This is a genomic window from Enterobacter sp. CM29 (genome assembly GCF_013179605.1).
Taxonomy (GTDB): Bacteria; Pseudomonadota; Gammaproteobacteria; order Enterobacterales; family Enterobacteriaceae; genus Enterobacter; species Enterobacter intestinihominis.
In genome coordinates, this window is the sequence record NZ_JABMCU010000112.1 from 1 (window position 1) to 14408 (window position 14408).

A 14408-nucleotide genomic window follows, 5' to 3' on the forward strand; every position below is an offset into this window, starting at 1 on the left:
CACCGGTATTTACGCTTATCTTGATATTAACTTTAACTCGTTAATTTCTAATATTCGCAATTACAAAAACAAGGTCGGGTTGCTGGATAATTCCCGCATGAAGAGCGATACCCAATGGGTGATTGACTCCATGCGCGTGAAAACGCCGGGCCACCGCACGCAAATTGGCTCACTCTCGGGAGGGAACCAGCAGAAAGTCATTATTGGACGCTGGCTATTAACCCAGCCTGAAATACTGATGCTGGATGAACCTACGCGCGGTATCGACGTGGGTGCAAAATTCGAGATTTACCAGCTGATCGCAGAGCTGGCGAAAAAAGATAAAGGGATCATTATTATTTCTTCCGAAATGCCGGAATTGTTAGGGATCACAGACCGTATTCTGGTTATGAGCAATGGTCTCGTTGCCGGTATTGTTGAAACCAAAACGACAACGCAAAACGAAATTTTGCGTCTTGCGTCTTTGCACCTTTAAGATCAGGGGCTCCTCATGAGTGCGTTAAATAAAAAAAGTTTTCTCACTTATCTGAAAGAAGGCGGTATTTACGTTGTTCTTTTAGTCTTGCTGGCGATAATTATTTTCCAGGACCCAACGTTCTTAAGTCTGCTGAACTTAAGTAATATTCTGACCCAGTCTTCCGTACGTATTATCATCGCGTTGGGCGTGGCTGGGCTCATCGTTACCCAGGGGACAGACCTTTCGGCAGGGCGCCAGGTGGGTCTGGCGGCGGTTATTGCGGCAACCCTGTTGCAGTCGATGGAAAACGCCAACAAGGTGTTCCCGGAGATGGCGACCATGCCGATTTTCGTGGTGATCCTGATCGTATGCGCCATCGGCGCGGTAATTGGCCTGATTAACGGCATCATCATTGCTTACCTGAACGTGACGCCATTCATCACCACGCTTGGCACGATGATCATCGTTTATGGTATCAACTCCCTGTACTACGATTTCGTCGGCGCGTCTCCAATCTCTGGCTTCGAAAGCGGCTTCTCGACCTTCACGCAGGGGTTTGTTGCGCTGGGCAGTTTCCGTCTCTCCTATATCACCTTCTATGCGCTGATTGCGGTGGCGTTCGTCTGGATCCTGTGGAACAAAACCCGCTTCGGTAAAAACATCTTTGCTATCGGGGGTAACCCGGAAGCGGCGAAAGTCTCCGGCGTCAACGTGGCTCTGAACCTGCTGATGATTTATGCCCTGTCCGGTGTGTTCTACGCCTTCGGCGGGATGCTGGAAGCAGGCCGTATCGGCTCTGCCACCAACAACCTCGGCTTTATGTACGAACTGGATGCGATTGCGGCCTGCGTGGTCGGCGGCGTCTCCTTCAGCGGCGGCGTGGGTACCGTGCTGGGCGTGGTGACCGGTGTGATCATCTTCACCGTGATCAACTACGGCCTGACCTACATCGGCGTGAACCCGTACTGGCAGTACATCATCAAGGGCGCGATCATTATCTTCGCGGTTGCCCTGGATTCACTGAAGTACGCGCGTAAGAAATAAGTTCTTCAGAATGGAAAGGCCCGCTCACGTAGCGGGCCTTTTTTTGCCCGGTGGCGCGACGCTTACCGGGCCTACAAAATCGCGATCGTAGGTCGGGTAAGGCGAAGCCGCCACCCGACATCAGTTATTACTTCTTCTGCATTTCCAGCAGCTGCTCCGGCGTAACCGCCGGATAGCCTTGCGCATTTTCAGGCACTTCGTGCATCGTTGGGATCGGCACCAGCGGGCCTAAAAAGCGCGGTTCACGCTTGAACAGGTACAGGTCAGCCAGCGCGCCAAAACGGGCGCCAAACTCACGTACGCGTACGCTCAGCATATCTTTTGGCGACGGCACGGCGTAGCACTGGGCCTGGATCCCCATATGCAGGGCGATAAACAGCGCCCGCTCGCAGTGGAAACGCTGGGTGATGATGATGAAATCATTGGTGTCGAACACCTTGCGGGTGCGCACGATGGAATCAAGGGTGCGGAATCCGGCGTAGTCGAGCACGATATCGGCCGGGTCGACGCCTGCGGCAATCAAATCTTTGCGCATCGTCACCGGCTCGTTATAGCTTTGCAGGGCGTTATCGCCGCTTAACAGCAGATAGTTCACCTTGCCGCTGTTATAGGCGTTCAGTGCGCCCTGAATACGATACCGATAATACTGATTGATGACGCCGGTGCGGTAATACTTGGCGGTGCCAAGCACCACGCCAACCTGGCGGTAGGGGAGGTCCTGTAGGTCATCAAAAATGTAGGGAGCTGTTTTCCAGCTCATCCAGCGGTCGAGACCCAGCACGATCAACAGCAGTATGCCTACCAGGACAGACAGGCTGTAAAACACGCGCTTTAACATGCAGATGGCTCGTACCGATGATGAAATTTCCCTCAGGCTACTGTACCCGCCTGGTTAGCGCAAGAAACAGCGATTCAACTGAGGGGTTTTTCGTCAGACTGGCGGGCAAATTTGCCCGCCGAACAGATTATGCCAGCAGCACGCGGTCGATGGTTGAACAGCCCAGCGCTTTCAGCGTGGCTGCGGTCGCGTCCCACTGGATCAGCGGTGCATCGGCCTTTTCAGCGAGGATCGCGCGCTGAATATCCGGGTAGTCATACCCGTTCAGGCTGAGCAGGTTCAGGGCGCCCTGGAGCGGAGGCAGCGTCGGGTTAAACGCGGCGTTCTCTGCATAGCTGCCGGTGAAGATGCGGCCGTCGCGGCACTGAAGGGCGACGCCGCTTGGTGATTTGCTGTATGGCGTGTGGCTTTTATTGGCGGCGGCAATGGCCGCTTCGCTGAGCGCATCCCCTGAGAGCGCGTAACCGTGGTCCTGCTCATCCATCAGCAGGGTTTTGATCTCAAGATCTTTAGGGCCAAAAGCATCCGGCAGGTAATCACCCAGCGTATGCGGCGCGCGTCCCGGCAGGTTGATACGCAGTTCAAGACCGCTGTTCAGCTCATTCATAAACTGGCGGCAGTGGCCGCAAGGGGTATAGTTGACGGTGATGGCGCGCAGGGCCTTTTCGCCGCGCAGCCAGGCGTGACTGATGGCACTCTGCTCCGCATGAACGGTTTGCTGCATGGTCGCACCGAGAAACTCCATGTTCCCGCCGAAGTACCAGGTCCCGCTCACGCCGCGCGCAATTGCGCCTACGTTAAAATGGGAAAGGTCAGCGCGGGCGCAAGCAGCCGCCAGCGGTAGCAGGGCGAAAGCCAGCGCGTCTTCGTCCAGCCCCGTTGCCTGTTTAAGCGTCGTGACCTGATCTGCCGTCAGCAGGGCGGGGAAATGCGCATCCGCCAGAACCGGAGCCAGGGCTGATTGCAAATTCTCGGCAAGCTGAGAGAAAGCAGCTTGAAAACGTGGATGCATGACGTTGCCTCATCAAGGTTAATGGATCGGTAGTGTACGGAGCCGTACGGCCTTTATATGTGATCCAAATCTCATTATGTATGCAACTTATGAAATGAAAATGAAATTTGCGCGACGCATCGCAAATTTTAGCCCATTACTGCCAGAATAATCGGGAAGATAAACGGCGCGAGCAGGGAGGTTATAATCCCGCAGATCACCAGTGCCAGCGAGCTGAATGCCCCTTCCTGATAATCCAGCTCCGCGCAGCGTGCGGTGCCCAGCGCGTGCGAGGCGGTACCCATCGCCAGACCGCGCGCCGCTTTGGTCCGAATTTTCATGATATTCAGCAGCGTATGACCAAACACCGCGCCCAGGATACCGACGAAAATCACGCACACGGCGCTGATGGCCGGAATGCCGCCGATACTGCCGCCCACGGCCATGGCAATCGGCGTAGTAACGGATTTAGGCAGAATAGAGGCGGCGATCTGCGGCGATGCGCCCATCAATAAGGCCACCGAGGTACCGGTGATCATCGCAACAAGGCTACCCACAAAGCAGATGGTTATGATGGATTTCCAGCGCGCGCGGATCTGATGCAGTTGCTCATATAAAGGAAACGCCAGCGCCACCACGGCAGGCTGCAACAAATCGTTGAGGATCTTGCTCCCGGCGAAGTAACGTTCATAAGAAATGCCGGTGAGCAGCAGAAAAGGAATAATCACCACCATGGCGACCAGCAGCGGGTTGAGCAACGGCATTTTGAAACGAACCGCAAGCTTACGCGCAGCAAAGAACACCACCAGGGTTAACGGCAGGGACCACCAGATATTCGCCATCATTTTTTTGTTTTCTCCCCGATGACCTTACGTTCGCCATGCACAATGTGTGAGCTCCAGCTGACGACCAGGAAAACCACCAGCGTACTGATGGCGCAGGAGACCACTATCGGGCCGAACTGCGCCTTAAGCACATCGTAATACTGCATAACCCCAACGCCGATAGGCACAAAAAGCAGGGCCATATAGCGAATGAGAACGAAGCACCCCGTGTTGACCCATTTCGCGGGCAGCACCTGTAATGCCAGCAGCACAAACAGGATCAACATGCCGATAATGCTGCCGGGGATGGTAATAGGCAGCAGCGACGCGATAAAAATGCCGGCGTACAGGCAGGCATAAATCAGGACGAAGGCGCGAAGGTATTGCCAGATAGTATTCAGTGATTTGCTCATGGTGAAAGTCCTTGCTGAGACGTATTCATCATACAATTAAACCTGAAAATGTGCCACGGATCACATCATGAATTTTGGGCATACCAGACATTCCAGAATGGAACGCCGGGCTTTCAACATACATGGAGAGCAGCTACTATAGCGCGTCTTTTTTCACAGGTACTCAGAATGCGTGTTTTACTGGCCCCGATGGAAGGCGTGCTCGACTCTCTCGTGCGCGAGCTGCTTACCGAGGTGAACGATTACGATCTCTGCGTGACGGAGTTTTTGCGCGTGGTCGATATGTTGCTGCCAGAAAAATCATTTTATCGTCTCTGTCCGGAACTGCATCGTCAGAGCCGCACCCCCTCCGGTACGCTGGTGCGCGTCCAGCTGCTCGGCCAGTATCCTGAGTGGCTGGCGGAAAACGCCGCCCGCGCGGTAGCGCTTGGCTCGTACGGTGTCGATCTTAACTGCGGCTGTCCGTCAAAGCTGGTCAACGGCAGCGGCGGCGGGGCGACGTTACTCAAAGATCCGGAATTGATTTATCGCGGCGCAAAGGCCATGCGTGAGGCGGTGCCATCGCATCTGCCGGTGACGGTCAAAGTGCGTCTGGGATGGGACAGCGGCGACAGGCAGTTTGAAATTGCCGACGCGGTGCAGCAGGCGGGCGCCACCGAGCTGGTGGTGCACGGGCGAACCAAAGAGGATGGTTATAAAGCCGAGCGCATTAACTGGCAGGCGATTGGCAAGATCCGCAAACGGCTTACTATTCCGGTGATTGCTAACGGCGAAATCTGGGATTATGAGAGCGCGCAGGCCTGCCTCAAAGAGACCGGCTGTAATGCCGTGATGATTGGCCGCGGTGCGCTGAACGTGCCGAACCTCAGCCGGGTGGTGAAATACAATGAGCCGCGGATGCCGTGGGCGGACGTGGTGAAACTCCTGCAAAAATACACGCGGCTGGAAAAGCAGGGCGATACCGGGTTGTATCATGTCGCGCGCATTAAGCAGTGGCTGAGTTATTTACGGAAAGAGTACGACGACGCGCTGGGATTATTTCAGGAGATCCGTACGCTACAGACGTCGGCGGATATTGCCCGTGTGATCCAGTCGAAGCACTGAGTGAAGTGTGAATACGTTTGCCCGGCGCGGAGCCGGGAAAACGTATCAGAAAATCATTTTGAATACGCCGGTTACCACCAGCAGCCCTATCAGAAATATAATCAAAATAGCCCATAATAATATTTTCATTCGCCTCTCCTGCGTATGTCTGTCGTCAGTAAGTGTAGCAGTCAATTCATAATTGGTATGAATAGGTGAAAATAAATCATTCGCTTGGGGAATAAATTTCCGGATATGAAAATGTATAACAATATGCGGATTGCCACGCGTTACTAAAAAACGGAACGTCAGTAAGCGTAAGTTGCGCCTTTATTTTTTTTGAGTTTATGGCGTAATGAAACGTTCTCTTACTTTATCTCTGAGTGCTCCCCTTATTTTTATGCTGTCCGCCTGCGCGCCAGAACATGCCACGGTGTCTCCAGTGAAAACGCAAGCCGCCGCCGCTGCTGTAAATACCCAACTAAGTCATGCCGACTGGCCAAAAAACGAATGGTGGAAAGATTTTAATGACCCTCAGCTTAACGCGCTGATTGCTAAAGCGCTGGCGGATGCACCGGATATGCAAATTGCCCGGCAGCGCATCGCCCTGGCAGAAGCACAGGCGAAAGCCGCTGTCGCTGCTGATGGTCCACAAATGGATTTTTCCGCAGATGTGGAACGGCAAAAGATGTCGGCAGAGGGGCTGATGGGGCCATTCGCCCTGACTGACCCGGCGGCGGGGACAACCGGACCCTGGTACACCAACGGCACCTTTGGTCTGACGGCCGGATGGGATCTGGATTTATGGGGTAAAAACCGCGCCCAAATTGAGGCCCGCATCGGTAAGGTGAATGCGCAAAAAGCGGAGCTGGAGCAGACCCGACAGCTGCTCGCCAGCAGCGTCGCGCGGCTGTACTGGGACTGGCAGACCGAGGCCGCGGTAGGTGACGTGCTCGCGCAGATCAAACGGGAGCAGGAAAATATCATCGGTGCCGATCGTGAGCTTTATCAGCACGGCATTACCTCCTCGGTGGAAGGCGTTGAAACAGATATCAATGCCAGCAAAACCGATGAACAGCTCGCTGACGTGCACGGCAAAATGAAGGCCATTGAGGCGCGTCTGAATGCATTGACCAATACCCCTTCAGTCACGCTCGCCCGGCATGCCTTACCTGACGCAGAGGCGTCGCTGCCGTCAACGCTCGGTTATGAGCTGCTGGCTCGCCGCCCGGATTTGCAGGAGGCGCACTGGTATATCGAAGCGTCCATGAGCGAAGTGGATGCCGCCAGAGCCGCGTTCTACCCTGACATCAATTTGATGGCGTTCTTGCAGCAGGATGCGTTGCACCTTAGCGACCTGTTCCGCTCATCTGCTCAGCAAATGGGCGTAACCGCGGGTCTGACGCTGCCAATTTTTGACAGTGGTCGGTTAAATGCGAACCTGGATATCGCCCAGGCGCAAAACAACCTTTCCGTGGCGAACTACAACAAGGCCGTAGTGGACGCCGTAAACCAGGTTGCCCGGACGGCCAGCGAAGTGGAAACCCTGACCGCCAAAAATCAGCACCAGCAGCAGATCGAAAAAGATGCGGCGCGCGTCGTTGCGCTGGCACAGGCGCGCTTCAGCGCGGGGATCATTGCCGGCTCGCGGGTGAGTGAAGCAAAAATTCCGGCGCTTAAAGAGCGTATTGCCGGGTTGATGCTGAAAGGTCAGTACGTGGATGCCACGCTCCAGCTCACCTCCGCGCTGGGTGGCGGATATCATCACAGCTAAAATCGCGCATTATCTATACTTACCTCTTTGCAGATTTTCAGGAGGTGAGTATGACGCGAGTCGCAATTGTTACCGCATCGGATTCAGGAATTGGCAAAACGACGGCCCTGATGCTGGCCGAACGCGGGTTTGATATCGGGGTGACCTGGCATTCAGATGAGGAAGGGGCGCTGGCAACCTGCCGTGAAATTGAAGCGCGCGGGCAGCGTGCCGAGGCCATCCAGCTCGACTTAAGCAATTTGCCGGAAGGCGCAAAGGCCATTGAAACCCTGATTACGCGTTTCGGGCGGCTGGATGTGCTGGTTAACAATGCCGGGGCGATGAACAAAGCGCCATTTCTGGACCTGTCGTTTGACGACTGGCGGCACATATTCACCGTTGACGTGGACGGCGCGTTTCTCTGCTCGCAAATCGCGGCGCGTCAGATGGTGAAGCAGGGAGAAGGGGGGCGGATCGTGAACATCACCTCGGTGCATGAACATACACCATTGCCGGACGCCAGCGCCTATACGGCGGCCAAACATGCGCTGGGCGGGTTAACAAAATCGATGGCGCTGGAGCTGGTTAAACATAAGATTCTGGTGAACGCCGTTGCGCCTGGTGCGATCGCCACGCCGATGAATGATATGGACGACAGCGAAGTGAAAGAAGGTTCAATGCCGGAAATCCCGCTGGCACGGCCAGGGCATACCAAAGAAATAGCCAGCCTGGTGGCGTGGCTGTGTGACAGCGACGCCAGCTACACCACCGGGCAGTCGTTTATCGTCGACGGCGGTTTTATGCTGGCGAATCCGCAGTTTAAGCCAGCAGAATAAACATTCCCCTCACCCCAGCCCTCTCCCCAAAGGGGAGAGGGTGTATAAAGTTCCCTCTCCCCTTTGGGGAGAGGGGTAGGGTGAGGGGCAGCAGGCCGCACTCACTCTTCATCCCGCCGCTTTTCACGATGCTTGAGCCACAGCCGTACCCCAATCACCACCGCAACAACCAGGATCAGCCAGGCCCAGTGTTTAAGATGCTGATCGAGATTATGCAGCCACGGGCCTATCACTTCGCCACCCACGTAGCCAAGCGTGGTAAAAATCAACGCCCAGGCAATCGCCCCGATAATGTTCAGCGGCAGGAAAATTTTCGGCGGTAAGCGGCTCGCGCCAATCAGTATTGGCCCAATGATGCGAAAGCCATACATAAAGCGGGTGCCAATCACAAACATATAGGGATGCCGCTGGATAAGCCGCTGAGCACGACGAATTTTCTTTTGATGCTTAGCAAAACGTTGTAAAAGCGTCGGACCAAAGCGCAGACCCAGAAAGTAGAGCAGCTGGTCGCCAATCATACCGCCCAGTGCGACGGCGGCGACCACCAGCGGGAATTTCAGCAATCCCTGATGTGCGGCCACTCCGCCCAGCAGCGTGATGGTTTCACCCTCTGCCACGCTGCCGATGACCAGCGCGGCGTATCCATATTGTTCAATAAGACCGTTGATATCCATTAAGTAAATGTCATCTCCCTTACTGTGCCTGCGTTAATCATATACCCCATCCATCAACCACGCGGCAATCAACGGAAATTTCCCACTGTACATAAAATAATCTAAAGCCTGCATTATACTTTAGCTATCGCTGACGGGCCGACAACAAGGGGGCGTTATGAACCATGTCTGGGGACTTTTCTCCCATCCCGATCGTGAAATGCAGGTCATCCGTAACGAGAACGAAACGGTCGCGCATCACTACACCCACCACGTCCTGCTGATGGCAGCGGTGCCGGTGGTCTGCGCGTTTATTGGTACTACGCAAATAGGCTGGAACTTTGGTGACGGCACCGTGGTTCAGCTTTCCTGGTTTACCGGACTGTACCTGGCCATTCTGTTTTATGGCCTGATGCTGGCCGGGGTGGCGGTAATGGGGCGGGTCATCCACTGGATGGCGCGCAACTATCCGCAACGCCCGTCGCTGGCACACTGTATGGTCTTCGCCGGATACGTCGCGACCCCGCTGTTCTTAAGCGGTATTGTTGCGCTCTATCCACTGGTCTGGCTGTGCGCGCTGATCGGTACGGTTGCCCTCTTTTACACCGGTTATCTGCTGTATGTAGGAGTGCCAACCTTCCTCAACATCAATAAAGAAGAGGGCCTGAGCTTCTCCAGCTCTACGCTTGCCATCGGCGTGCTGGTCCTTGAGGCGCTACTGGCCCTGACAGTTATTCTTTGGGGTTATGGATACCGTCTCTTTTAAGTCCCCTGCATTGCTGGCGTAAATGCCAGCAATGCAGCATCTGGTTATGATTCTCCGCTGGCGACAACGCACGGTGACCGCTATGATGCCGAAGCCAGCCTGTGTTTATCCGTCGACACAGGCGGTGTACGTCATAACGTGCGTGAATCATTATCAGAAGTCTCATCATGCTGAAATTTCGAGTGTCACTCCTTAGTCTTGCGCTACTGTTGGGCGTCTCCGCTACCGCGCCAGCCATCGCCAAAACGCCCGCAGTTGCCACCGCTGCTGCGCAACCCCAGATTGCGTCCGGCAGCGCGATGATCGTTGACCTGAAGACCAACAAGGTGATCTACGCCAGTCACCCGGATCTGGTGCGCCCGATCGCTTCCATAACCAAAGTCATGACCGCGATGGTGGTGCTTGATGCACGACTGCCGCTGGACGAAAAGCTAAAAGTGGATATCAGCCACACGCCAGAGATGAAAGGGATCTACTCTCGCGTGCGTCTGAACAGTGAAATCAGCCGTAAAAATATGCTGCTGTTGGCGCTGATGTCCTCAGAGAACCGCGCGGCGGCGAGCCTTGCCCACCATTATCCTGGCGGTTACGACGCGTTTATCCGCGCGATGAATGCCAAAGCCAAAGCGCTGGGGATGAAAAATACCCATTTCGTGGAGCCAACCGGTCTGTCGATCCATAACGTCTCGACGGCGCGTGATTTAACCAAGCTGCTGATCGCCAGTAAGCAATACCCGCTGATTGGTCAGCTCAGCACCACGCGTGAGGAGATGGCGACATTCTCTAACCCGGTGTATACGCTGCCGTTCCGCAACACTAACCATCTGGTGTATCGCGATAACTGGAATATTCAGTTAACCAAGACCGGATTCACCAATGCGGCAGGGCACTGCCTGGTGATGCGCACCGTGTTTAACGGTAAACCAGTGGCGCTGGTGGTGATGGATGCCTTCGGCAAATATACCCACTTTGCGGATGCCAGCCGCCTGCGCACCTGGATTGAAACCGGGAAAGTGCAGCCGGTGCCGGCTTCAGCGCTGGCGTATAAAAAGCAGAAAGCGGAACAGATGGCGACGGCGCAGAACGACTGAGTCGCCTGTCTGTGCCGGGTGGCGGCTTCGCCTTACCCGGCCTACGGCCCTAAAGCGGCCCCGATACGTAGGCCCGGTAAGCGGAGCGCCACCGGGCGAAAGCGCCTACTCCGGCAGCGTCCAGTCACCATCGTTGAGTGGACGCTGCATGATCAACGTATCCCGCCAGTCGCCCTTCTTATACCCTACGCTGCGCAGTTGACCGACAACCTCGAAGCCATGTTTTTTATGCAGCCGTAACGATCCCGCATTATTGTTTCCGTCACCGACCACAGCAATCATCTGCCGCCAGGGACCTTGCTCACACCGTGCAATCAGGGCATCCATCAGCGCCGTACCAAACCCGCGCCCGGTGGTGCTGGCATCCACATAGATGGATTCCTCAAGGGTGTACCGGTAGGCCTGGCGTGGACGATAAAACGTGGCGTAGCAATAGCCGACGACAATGCCGCGATACAGCGCAACCAGCCACGGTAAACCGCTGTCGGTCACACTCTTCATCCGCTGACGCATCTCATCGACGGTGGGGGGAACTTCCTCGAACGACGCACGGCCATGAAGCACATGCCAGGCGTATATCGCCGAGATGGCATGTGCATCGTCAGGAAGGGCGTCGCGCACCTCGATTTCATTTTCGGGTAAAATCTCTACAGCCGACATGTTCTGCCCGCTCCTTGTTTGGAAAGCCAGAGAAACGTTTCTCTGGCACAGGCAGATACTCTAGTACGATTGAGGAGAGCTTAACAATCTCTTAAATTTGGCTATAGGCGTTCATCAGAGGCTTGCGTATTGTGCTTCTCTGTTTCGGCACTCTCTTTCCAGTATTTCTTCCGCGTTGTCTTACCAATGCCGGGGTTCATACTGTTTGTAGGGTCATTTTTGCGATAAAACTGTTTAAGCGTCTCCGGCGCTTTGTACAGATGCCCCACGTTGTGCTCGGCAGGATATTGCGCGCCACGCTCGTGCAGCAACGCCAGCATCTGCTCTTTCAACGCATGCGCATCCACCCCTTTTTTGACGATGTAATCCTGGTGGAAGACATAGCACATGAAGTGGCCGTAATAGAGCTTGTGCACCAGCTTGCTGTCAATCTCCGGCGGCAGATGTTCAAACCACTCGGTATCGTTGCGACGCAGGGCAATATCCAGCGCCAGAATATCCTCTACCTCTTCGGAATGCACAGCCTGATAACGGATAGCCGCACCCGCCGCGGCGAAGCGGTGCAGGAAGGCTTTGCTGCCTTCTTCCGGCGTGCAGGCGAAGAAATCCCCGTCGGCAGTTTTGAAGAACTCGGTGAGCCAGCTCTGCGCTTCGGCAATTCCGTCCCCGGCCATTTTCAGCAGCAGGTGGTGCTCATACTTATCGCGCCAGGTCTTCATCCGCTCCGGTAAATGCGCCGGGAAGGCGTTGCCCAGTTTCTGCATAAAGCGATCGGTGAAGTGCGGTTTGAACAGCGACACTTTCTCCAGCATCGCGTCGGTGCGGCCCTTCATGGTGAAGAAGAACGGCATTTTGTCGGTGCCGAGCTTGTCGATCATCAGGAAGGTATCTTTGCCGTAGCGCTCAGCGATGTCATAAATGTCCCGGTGCATATACTCGCCCGCCACCGGCAGGTGAGTGAACTCGGCCAGAATATGACGGCGGATCTCCGTCAGCACCTCCGGCTGATTGGTGCCAATGTAAAACACCTGCTGCTTTTTCTCTGCCGGGAAGGTATCGAGGCGCACCGCAAAAACGGCCAGCTTGCCCGCGCAGCCGGAGGATTCAAACAGGCGAGCCGGATCGGCGTTATAGCGCGCTGGCGTATCGGCATTGATATCGCGCACGCGGGTGATGTAATCGTGGTCATGCGCGTGACGGCCATCGTGCTGAACGTCTTCGTCCTTCACGCGGTCATCGTCAAGTTTGCTGAGGATCTGCTCTGGCGTTACACCCAGATCGATCCCCAAATGGTTAACCAGCGTCAGCTTGCCGTTTTCATCGATACGGGCAAACAGCGACATCTCCGTGTAGGCCGGGCCGCGCTGCACCAGCGAGCCGCCGGAGTTATTGCAGATCCCGCCGATCACCGAGGCACCAATGCACGAAGAGCCGATCACCGAGTGCGGTTCGCGACCCAGCGGCTTAAGCGCCTTTTCCAGCGAGTAGAGCGTGGTGCCGGGGAAGGCGAGTACCTGTTCGCCCTTGTCCAGCAGGTGCAGTTTGTCGAGGCGCAGGGTGCTGATAATCACGATGTCACGATCGTAATCGTTGCCGTTCGGCGTGGAGCCTTCAGTCAGGCCGGTGTTAGCAGCCTGCATTAAAATAATCTTGTCTGCCGCAACGCAGGCGCTGAGCACGCGCCACAGTTCGAGCAACGTACCGGGGAAGACCACCGCCAGCGCGTCGCCCTGGCCGGAGCGAAAGCCCTTACGGTAGCGGGCGGTTTTGGCCGGGTCGGTAAGCAGGTGAGAGTGACCAACCAGGCGCGACAGTTCGTTAATAAAAGTAGTGTTATCGTTAGTTCGAACAGAAGACATCTTCCACTCCTTGTGGTGGGGCAAATTTCTCGCTGTAAAGCATAGCGCGATTAGCCGTTGAGCGGTCGGGTATTCATGAGAAAAATCAGAGAATAACCCTGCAAGGTTTTCAGGCTTTGTGGCACACTGCGCTTTTCGCACGGTCTGGCCGGGTGCTTCCCGCGGTTATTGATGAGAGAGAATAACAACATGAAATGGCTATGTTATGTAGGTGTCGCCGTCAGCCTGGCGCTGCAACCTGCGCTGGCAGAGGATTTGTTTGGTAATCACCCGCTCACGCCTGAAGCCCGCGACGCCTTTGTCACGGATTTACTCAAAAAGATGACGGTCGATGAGAAAATCGGCCAGCTGCGCCTGATCAGCGTCGGCCCGGATAACCCGAAAGAAGCCATTCGCGAGATGATCAAAGACGGGCAGGTAGGAGCCATTTTTAACACCGTTACCCGCCAGGATATCCGCAAAATGCAGGATCAGGTGATGGAACTGAGCCGCCTGAAAATTCCGCTGTTCTTCGCCTACGACGTGGTGCACGGCCAGCGTACCGTCTTCCCGATTAGCCTCGGCTTAGCCTCCTCCTTTAACCTCGATGCGGTGAAAACCGTCGGGCGCGTATCGGCATATGAAGCCGCAGACGACGGCCTGAACATGACCTGGGCGCCGATGGTAGACGTCTCCCGCGATCCGCGCTGGGGCCGTGCTTCGGAGGGCTTTGGGGAAGATACTTATTTAACCGCCACGATGGGCAAAACCATGGTGGAAGCGATGCAGGGCAAAAGTATGGCAGATCGTTACTCGGTGATGACCAGCGTCAAGCACTTCGCCGCCTATGGCGCGGTGGAAGGCGGCAAAGAGTACAACACCGTGGACATGAGTCCGCAGCGCCTGTTTAACGACTATATGCCGCCGTACAAAGCGGGGCTGGACGCGGGCAGCGGCGCGGTGATGGTGGCATTGAACTCTCTCAACGGCACGCCTGCCACCTCCGATTCGTGGCTGCTGAAAGATGTGCTGCGCGACCAGTGGGGCTTCAAGGGCATCACCGTTTCGGATCACGGGGCGATTAAAGAGCTGATCAAGCACGGCACAGCGTCTGACCCGGAAGATGCGGTACGCGTGGCGCTCAAGTCCGGGATCAACATG

General features: G+C 55.5%; 16 protein-coding genes. 8 read left to right on the forward strand and 8 right to left on the reverse strand.

The genetic code is table 11. The features are described 5' to 3' along the window. Together HP459_RS14440 and mglC are read left to right on the forward strand one after the other, a co-directional pair. Window positions 1-475: ATP-binding cassette domain-containing protein (locus tag HP459_RS14440; protein ID WP_171936377.1), on the forward strand; the 475-nt coding region annotated here is incomplete at its 5' end. A 15-nt stretch (window positions 476-490) separates the two neighbouring features. After that, window positions 491-1501 (forward strand): galactose/methyl galactoside ABC transporter permease MglC, encoded by a 1011-nt coding sequence (mglC, locus tag HP459_RS14445; protein ID WP_022648694.1) that lies wholly within the window; start codon window positions 491-493, stop codon window positions 1499-1501. Between the two features lie 127 nt (window positions 1502-1628). On the opposite strand, the gene sanA is transcribed toward mglC, so the two are convergent. From sanA to HP459_RS14465, 4 genes are all read right to left on the reverse strand, one after another. After that, entirely contained in the window at window positions 1629-2339 is a 711-nt protein-coding gene (gene sanA, locus HP459_RS14450; protein ID WP_022648693.1) for an outer membrane permeability protein SanA, read from the reverse strand. 127 nt (window positions 2340-2466) lie between these two features. After that, on the reverse strand, window positions 2467-3351 hold the full coding sequence (gene cdd, locus HP459_RS14455) for a cytidine deaminase (RefSeq protein ID WP_022648692.1): 885 nt from the start codon (window positions 3349-3351) through the stop codon (window positions 2467-2469). 128 nt (window positions 3352-3479) lie between these two features. Next, the gene (locus tag HP459_RS14460) at window positions 3480-4175 is read right to left on the reverse strand and encodes a CidB/LrgB family autolysis modulator (protein WP_022648691.1); all 696 of its coding nucleotides are present in this window, start codon (window positions 4173-4175) and stop codon (window positions 3480-3482) included. Further along, entirely contained in the window at window positions 4172-4567 is a 396-nt protein-coding gene (locus HP459_RS14465; protein WP_171936378.1) for a CidA/LrgA family protein, read from the reverse strand. Before HP459_RS14465 ends, HP459_RS14460 begins: the two co-directional genes overlap by 4 nt. A 168-nt stretch (window positions 4568-4735) precedes the next feature. On the opposite strand from HP459_RS14465, the gene dusC reads away from it, so the two are divergent. Next, on the forward strand, window positions 4736-5671 hold the full coding sequence (dusC, locus tag HP459_RS14470) for a tRNA dihydrouridine(16) synthase DusC (RefSeq protein ID WP_171936379.1): 936 nt from the start codon (window positions 4736-4738) through the stop codon (window positions 5669-5671). A 45-nt stretch (window positions 5672-5716) separates the two neighbouring features. Here dusC and yohP read toward each other — a convergent pair whose 3' ends face one another. Continuing rightward, window positions 5717-5800 carry a small membrane protein YohP gene (yohP, locus tag HP459_RS23690; RefSeq protein ID WP_000698460.1) on the reverse strand — a complete coding sequence of 28 codons (84 nt, stop codon included), beginning with the start codon at window positions 5798-5800 and terminating at the stop codon, window positions 5717-5719. Between the two features lie 205 nt (window positions 5801-6005). Here yohP and mdtQ point away from each other — a divergent pair, with 205 nt between their 5' ends. Together mdtQ and HP459_RS14485 are read left to right on the forward strand one after the other, a co-directional pair. Beyond that, entirely contained in the window at window positions 6006-7424 is a 1419-nt protein-coding gene (mdtQ, locus tag HP459_RS14480) for a multidrug resistance outer membrane protein MdtQ (protein WP_171936380.1), read from the forward strand. Between the two features lie 50 nt (window positions 7425-7474). Beyond that, window positions 7475-8239 (forward strand): SDR family oxidoreductase, encoded by a 765-nt coding sequence (locus HP459_RS14485; protein ID WP_022648687.1) that lies wholly within the window; start codon window positions 7475-7477, stop codon window positions 8237-8239. Between the two features lie 101 nt (window positions 8240-8340). Here the strand turns inward: HP459_RS14485 and HP459_RS14490 are convergent, their stop codons facing one another. Continuing rightward, a complete protein-coding gene (locus tag HP459_RS14490) occupies window positions 8341-8913 on the reverse strand; it encodes a DedA family protein (protein ID WP_022648686.1) in 573 nt (190 codons plus the stop codon). Window positions 8914-9070: 157 nt separating this feature from the next. Between HP459_RS14490 and HP459_RS14495 the strand changes: the two genes are divergently transcribed. Next, window positions 9071-9658, forward strand: a complete 588-nt coding sequence (locus HP459_RS14495; protein ID WP_003859296.1) for a Yip1 family protein — start codon at window positions 9071-9073, stop codon at window positions 9656-9658. Window positions 9659-9825: 167 nt separating this feature from the next. Beyond that, a complete protein-coding gene (gene pbpG, locus HP459_RS14500) occupies window positions 9826-10749 on the forward strand; it encodes a D-alanyl-D-alanine endopeptidase (protein WP_171936381.1) in 924 nt (307 codons plus the stop codon). 105 nt (window positions 10750-10854) lie between these two features. Here pbpG and HP459_RS14505 read toward each other — a convergent pair whose 3' ends face one another. After that, window positions 10855-11409 carry a GNAT family N-acetyltransferase gene (locus HP459_RS14505; protein ID WP_171936382.1) on the reverse strand — a complete coding sequence of 185 codons (555 nt, stop codon included), beginning with the start codon at window positions 11407-11409 and terminating at the stop codon, window positions 10855-10857. A 101-nt stretch (window positions 11410-11510) separates the two neighbouring features. After that, window positions 11511-13268, reverse strand: a complete 1758-nt coding sequence (dld, locus tag HP459_RS14510) for a D-lactate dehydrogenase (protein WP_171936383.1) — start codon at window positions 13266-13268, stop codon at window positions 11511-11513. A 189-nt stretch (window positions 13269-13457) separates the two neighbouring features. Between dld and HP459_RS14515 the strand changes: the two genes are divergently transcribed. Further along, the coding region (locus HP459_RS14515; RefSeq protein WP_301540995.1) for a glycoside hydrolase family 3 N-terminal domain-containing protein at window positions 13458-14408 on the forward strand (951 nt) is incomplete at its 3' end.

What these genes read in the sequence shown, in the direction of transcription:
- mglC (WP_022648694.1), top strand. Translation starts at nt 491, where the DNA reads ATGAGTGCGTTAAATAAAAAAAGTTTTCTCACTTATCTGAAAGAAGGC.
- sanA (WP_022648693.1), bottom strand. Translation starts at nt 2,339, where the DNA reads ATGTTAAAGCGCGTGTTTTACAGCCTGTCTGTCCTGGTAGGCATACTG.
- cdd (WP_022648692.1), bottom strand. Translation starts at nt 3,351, where the DNA reads ATGCATCCACGTTTTCAAGCTGCTTTCTCTCAGCTTGCCGAGAATTTG.
- HP459_RS14460 (WP_022648691.1), bottom strand. Translation starts at nt 4,175, where the DNA reads ATGATGGCGAATATCTGGTGGTCCCTGCCGTTAACCCTGGTGGTGTTC.
- HP459_RS14465 (WP_171936378.1), bottom strand. Translation starts at nt 4,567, where the DNA reads ATGAGCAAATCACTGAATACTATCTGGCAATACCTTCGCGCCTTCGTC.
- dusC (WP_171936379.1), top strand. Translation starts at nt 4,736, where the DNA reads ATGCGTGTTTTACTGGCCCCGATGGAAGGCGTGCTCGACTCTCTCGTG.
- yohP (WP_000698460.1), bottom strand. Translation starts at nt 5,800, where the DNA reads ATGAAAATATTATTATGGGCTATTTTGATTATATTTCTGATAGGGCTG.
- mdtQ (WP_171936380.1), top strand. Translation starts at nt 6,006, where the DNA reads ATGAAACGTTCTCTTACTTTATCTCTGAGTGCTCCCCTTATTTTTATG.
- HP459_RS14485 (WP_022648687.1), top strand. Translation starts at nt 7,475, where the DNA reads ATGACGCGAGTCGCAATTGTTACCGCATCGGATTCAGGAATTGGCAAA.
- HP459_RS14490 (WP_022648686.1), bottom strand. Translation starts at nt 8,913, where the DNA reads ATGGATATCAACGGTCTTATTGAACAATATGGATACGCCGCGCTGGTC.
- HP459_RS14495 (WP_003859296.1), top strand. Translation starts at nt 9,071, where the DNA reads ATGAACCATGTCTGGGGACTTTTCTCCCATCCCGATCGTGAAATGCAG.
- pbpG (WP_171936381.1), top strand. Translation starts at nt 9,826, where the DNA reads ATGCTGAAATTTCGAGTGTCACTCCTTAGTCTTGCGCTACTGTTGGGC.
- HP459_RS14505 (WP_171936382.1), bottom strand. Translation starts at nt 11,409, where the DNA reads ATGTCGGCTGTAGAGATTTTACCCGAAAATGAAATCGAGGTGCGCGAC.
- dld (WP_171936383.1), bottom strand. Translation starts at nt 13,268, where the DNA reads ATGTCTTCTGTTCGAACTAACGATAACACTACTTTTATTAACGAACTG.